This window comes from Oleiphilus sp. HI0128, from assembly GCF_001635365.1.
The window spans coordinates 1-4,996 of record NZ_LWGG01000902.1 but is presented as its reverse complement, the minus strand read 5'-3'; the positions used below and the strand labels follow the sequence as shown (position 1 = coordinate 4,996).

Genomic DNA, 4,996 nt, shown 5'->3' with positions numbered 1-4,996 from the left:
AAACAGCATCTCGTGCGTTTGTTTGTAATAAGCTCGCAGGAAGAAAGCTCGACTATTGCTTAGCTTGAAGTAAGCAACTTGAAGGCAGCACTTCCGACCATTGATCGTGGCGAAATCTTCGCCCCAATCAAACTGGAATGCTTCGCCTGGTGCAAAAGTCAGTGGAACATAGACTCGCTTAGCGGCAGTGCTCTTTGCTTCATGTTGCTCTTGTCGCCACTGCCGTGCAAACGCAGCAACACGATCATAGGAACCGGTGTAACCCAGTTGTACTAAATCCTGGTATAGCTGCTTGACTGACTTACGCTGCTTTCGATGCTTTTTCACCTCACGGTGAAGCCAGCAGGTTAAGGTCTTCTCGTAGTCATCCAGCTTACTCGGCGACTTCCTTGCAGGGTAGCTTGGGTCTAAATTTCTATTATTGAGGTATTTACGAACAGTATTTCGTGACAATCCGGTCTTCCGAGCAATCGATCGAATCGATTGTCCCTCCCGAATATGCCAGCGTCGAATTACGCTTAGTAGAGCCACGTCTATCACTCCATTTTCTCCTGCTTTGCTGAAGCAGGGATAGGTTTATACGTGGGTCAAAATTCGATGCAAATATATGGCTTTAGTGGGTCAGTTTTGGGTGCAAATCAACAATGAGGCCAATGTAGCACTGATGTAGCACAACTTATTCCAAGCATGCCAGCTACTAAAATAACCAATTGAAATAAAAGAAGAAAAATGGTGCCCCCTCCCTGACTTGAACAGGGGACCTACCGATTATGAGTCGGGTGCTCTAACCAACTGAGCTAAGGGGGCACTGATTTTGGCTTTGAGCCAAGAGATGATCCAGAGAGTTCTTGATCAATACGGGGCGCATTATAATGCGCCCCGAAAGAAGATGCTAGAGGAAAATGCTTATTCGTCCAGGAAGCTTCTTAGGTGATCTGAGCGGCTTGGATGGCGTAGTTTTCTTAGCGCTTTCGCTTCGATCTGACGGATACGCTCACGCGTTACGTCGAACTGCTTACCTACTTCTTCCAAAGTATGGTCTGTGTTCATTTCGATACCAAAACGCATACGTAGTACTTTTGCTTCTCTAGCAGTTAGTCCGGAAAGAACCGTACGTGTAGACTCTCTTAAGCCCTGGCCTGTAGCCGTATCAACGGGCGATTCTGCCTGGCCATCTTCGATAAAGTCACCCAAGTGTGAATCTTCGTCATCACCAATAGGCGTTTCCATTGAGATTGGTTCTTTAGCAATCTTAAGGACTTTACGTACCTTGTCTTCAGGCATATCCATGCGCTCACCTAACTCTTCAGGTGTTGGCTCGCGGCCCATTTCCTGAAGCATCTGGCGTGAGATGCGGTTCAATTTATTAATGGTTTCGATCATGTGTACCGGAATACGGATCGTACGTGCCTGGTCAGCAATAGAACGAGTAATTGCCTGACGAATCCACCATGTAGCGTAAGTCGAGAACTTGTAACCACGGCGATATTCGAACTTATCTACCGCTTTCATCAAGCCAATGTTACCTTCCTGAATAAGATCCAGGAACTGTAGGCCACGGTTGGTATATTTCTTCGCGATGGAGATAACCAAACGAAGGTTGGCTTCTACCATTTCCTTTTTCGCACGACGCGCTTTTGCTTCACCAATCGATACACGACGGTTGACGTCTTTAATTTCAGCGATGGTCATGCCAGTTATGTTAGCCATTTCTGCGATCTTTCTTTGCGCACGCGTAATTTCAACACGGTTCGCTTCTAGCTTCGCTGCACAGGGGTGACTTTCTTCAATTAGGCCGTCAATCCACTGTAGGTTTGCTTCATTACCCGGGAATCGTTTGATGAACTCTTTACGATCCATACCGCAATATCTGGAGCAAAGCGCCATAACTGCACGCTCATTAATCCTAACGATTTCGTTGGTAGTACGAACTTCAACGATCAAGGCATCGAACTGCTTGGCACTCAATTTAAACGGTGCAAACAGTTTACCTAGCTCATTATAAGCTTTAGCTGCTTCTTTACTGCTACGAGTATGCTTTGCTTCTTCTGCTAAGGCTACCGCTAGCTGAGCACGAAGTTCATCCATGCGCTCACGCACTTCTTCTGGATCAGGGCCTTTCTCGCCCTCTTCTTCGTCATCGTCGTCGGAATCAGCACTATTCGCTTCGACTATAGGAGCCGGTGCAGGAATCGCATCGGTCTCTGGGTCAACAAAGCCTGAAATAATGTCACTTAGACGGCCTTCTTCTTCCACTGTCGTGTCATATCGATCCAAGATACCCTGAACGACACCCGGAAAGTGAGCCAAAGATGCCATCACATCCCGAACACCTTCTTCGATACGCTTGGCGATACGAATTTCGCCTTCACGCGTTAGTAGCTCTACAGTACCCATTTCACGCATATACATACGTACTGGGTCAGTTGTTCTGCCTGCTTCGGTTTCTACTGCTGCCAGTGCCGCAGCTGCTTCAGCCGCCGCCACTTCGTCTGTTGAATCTCCATCTGACATAAGCAATGAATCAGCATCAGGCGCAACTTCAACAACCTGAATACCCATGTCGTTGATCATGCGAATAATGTCTTCAACCTGATCCGGATCCGCAATATCTTCTGGAAGGTGGTCGTTTACTTCTGAGTAAGTCAGGTACCCTTGTTCTTTACCGCGGGCGATGAGATCTTTTAAACGAGACTGTTGTGAATTGCCTGACATGTCTATCCTATAAGTTGGAATTCGTTACTGATGGCCGATCAAAAAATAGTCGGCCATTATATAGAAAGTTTGCTTTTCAACCAAATCAATATGGATCCAAAATGAGATTTTTCAAGTCTGAATTGGAATAACTTTCATAAATTTGGCCGTTTCGAATACTAAAAGGCCTTTTACTTAGATTTCCTTAGGGAAATAGCTCTTAGCGCTTGCTTTTCAGATTCGCTCATTTCACTAGGAAGCTTATTGAATTTTGTTGCTTTCAAGGCGTCATTCTGGGTTTGTTTATTCTTCAGCCGTTGCAGCAAGTCAGTCGCAACGTCCTGGATTTCCTTCGCGTCGGGCACCCATTCCAAGCGATCAAATAAGCTAGAGAACTGAGCACGATAACCCACTTCATCCGTAGCCAGAAATAACAACAAAGACTGAGTCGTTGCTATTTTTTGAAGAAAGAGAAACTCTGCGAAGTCACGAGTTTGCTGAAACCCTTGGTGCCCACTGATCATACTTAGATAATTTTCAGCCTGACTTGGCTGGTAATATAGCGCTAAACAAAGGCTAGTATCCGGGTCAGGAATCACCCTAGCGCCGACCAGCTCCCGCCCATCACTAGCTGCATCTTGCTTGAATTTCCCTCGACGCTTAAACATCAGTGAATTTAGCTTTTGCGTCAGCGCATTTTTCAGAACAAAGGACTTCACCCTCTCTATCTGAGCTTCTGCCTGCTCTTTTAGCAAACCCTTATGCTCGGCAGATCTAAGATCAAGGCCCTCTGAATAAATTTTAAGCATGAATTCCGATAAGGGATAAGCAGAAAGCACTCGCTTTTCGAACATATCTTTCCCTTCCCCCCTCACTAGAGTATCAGGGTCCTCACCTTCCGGTAATAGCAAAAAATCCAGCTGCATCCCATCTTCAAATATAGGCAAGGCGTTTTCCATTGCCTTTCTTGCAGCCTGTAATCCGGCTCGATCGCCATCAAAACAGAAAATAATGTGCTTACACCGTCGTAAGAGGTGAGAGAGGTTTTCGCTATTTGTCGCCGTCCCTAAGGTGGCTACCGCATAGTTAATACCGTACTGCGCTAGCGCCACAACGTCCATATAGCCTTCCACTACCAACAACTTATCAAGATGTCGGGTTGCCTGGTTCGCTTCATACAGACCGTAAAGCTCATTACTTTTGTGGAAAACTTCCGATTCAGGTGAGTTGATGTATTTAGCTTTGTCGTCCCCTAAGGTTCGCCCCCCAAAAGCCACAGTCTTACCGCGGCTATTTCGAATAGGGAACATTAAGCGATCTTGAAATAGATCAAAGGGGTTGTCGTACTTATCGAGAACGGTTTTGGTCTGAATGAGTGACTTTAAGGTTTCTGGGGCGGCTTTAGCACTCAGAAAATCCCGCTCGGCCGGTGCAAAGCCGATAGCGAAGCGCTCAATCACTTCGTCCGACAAGCCACGCCTTTTCAGGTAGTCCTGAGCACGCGATTTATTGGCATGAGACTTTAGCGCATCCCTGTATTTCAGATTTGCGTACTCTAAAGCTTCCCACAACTTTGCTTGAAGGCTGTATACCTTTTGGACTTTTTCGTCTCTCGGCACCTCGATGCCAGCGATCTTCGCCAGCTCTTCAACCGCTTCATTAAAATCCAGGTTATCGTGTTCGCGCAGGAAGTTAATACTGTTACCACTCGCGCCACAACCAAAGCAGTGGTAGAAGTTCTTTTGAGCGTTAACGTGAAAAGAGGGTGTTTTTTCTTGATGGAAAGGACAACAGGCCTTCAGTGCAGTACCCGCTTTTTTAAGCTGTACGCGCGAACCCACAACTTCGGCGATAGGCACTCGCGCGACGAGGTCTTCTATAAAATCTTGTGGGATTAATCCTGCCATCTGCTACGACACACTACTCAATGAAGATGCATAATATAGCATAAGCCATGAAACAAAGACTAAATGACTACCTTGTAGTAGACCCGCTCTGTTCAAGAGATAATTGGAATTGAAGTCTAGCTAGCTAAGCGCTGCTTAACGATCTGGCTTACCTTACCGACGTCAGCTCGACCTTGAAGCTGAGGCTTAAGCACCGCCATCACCTTGCCCATATCCCGAACTGATTCTGCTCCAGAGCTCGCCACTGCCTCGGCGACCAAAGCATCAATTTCCTCGGCAGTCAGTGCCGCGGGTAGAAACGTCTCAATCACAGCGATTTCGCCAGCTTCTACATCCGCAAGATCTTGGCGGCTTGCTGCTTCGTACTGACTAATTGAATCTCGACGCTGTTTAAG

General features: G+C 46.6%; 3 protein-coding genes, 1 tRNA gene and 1 pseudogene. All 5 read right to left on the bottom strand.

The annotated features are described in order from the left end of the window. Positions 1–540 (bottom strand): annotated as a pseudogene (locus tag A3763_RS14705) (IS21 family transposase); the annotation flags it as partial. Between the two features lie 190 nt (positions 541–730). Continuing rightward, positions 731–807 (bottom strand) — tRNA-Ile (locus A3763_RS14700). Positions 808–906: 99 nt separating this feature from the next. Next, positions 907–2,715 carry an RNA polymerase sigma factor RpoD gene (gene rpoD, locus A3763_RS14695; RefSeq protein ID WP_068507063.1) on the bottom strand — a complete coding sequence of 603 codons (1,809 nt, stop codon included), beginning with the start codon at positions 2,713–2,715 and terminating at the stop codon, positions 907–909. A gap of 170 nt (positions 2,716–2,885) precedes the next feature. Further along, positions 2,886–4,601 (bottom strand): DNA primase, encoded by a 1,716-nt coding sequence (gene dnaG / locus A3763_RS14690; RefSeq protein ID WP_068553547.1) that lies wholly within the window; start codon positions 4,599–4,601, stop codon positions 2,886–2,888. Positions 4,602–4,717: 116 nt separating this feature from the next. Beyond that, positions 4,718–4,996: GatB/YqeY domain-containing protein (locus A3763_RS14685; RefSeq protein WP_197482916.1), on the bottom strand; the 279-nt coding region annotated here is incomplete at its 5' end.

Coding starts and splice junctions, on each gene's coding strand:
- dnaG (WP_068553547.1), bottom strand. CDS start 4,601: ATGGCAGGATTAATCCCACAAGATTTTATAGAAGACCTCGTCGCGCGA.
- rpoD (WP_068507063.1), bottom strand. CDS start 2,715: ATGTCAGGCAATTCACAACAGTCTCGTTTAAAAGATCTCATCGCCCGC.